A 302-nucleotide genomic window follows, 5' to 3' on the forward strand; every position below is an offset into this window, starting at 1 on the left:
TTTTGTTGTGTCAGAGTCTCTCAAAAATCGCAGCCACGAAATGTTCTCTGTAAGAGGACTGAGCGAGCAGTTCAAAGCCAAGGCGCACAGCGCGGAGGAAGCGGAGTGGACTTAATGTCCATGAGCATTCCGAGCACTGCGCAACGCAGGATTTGGGCGGCGCAGCCAGGCCGAACAGAAAGAAACACTTTCGGGTTGTGAGGTTAAGCGACTAAGCGTACACGGTGGATGCCTAGGCAGTCAGAGGCGATGAAGGGCGTGCTAATCTGCGAAAAGCGTCGGCAAGGTGATATGAACCGTTA

At 53.3% G+C, this 302-nt stretch carries 1 rRNA gene; it reads left to right on the forward strand.

Annotated elements, in window-relative coordinates:
• Window positions 1-201: 201 nt before the first annotated feature.
• A 23S ribosomal RNA gene (locus tag MFP24_RS00235) occupies window positions 202-302 on the forward strand; the annotation flags it as partial.

The sequence above is a fragment of the Brenneria tiliae genome (assembly GCF_023347575.1).
GTDB classification, from domain to species: Bacteria; Pseudomonadota; Gammaproteobacteria; order Enterobacterales; family Enterobacteriaceae; genus Brenneria; species Brenneria corticis.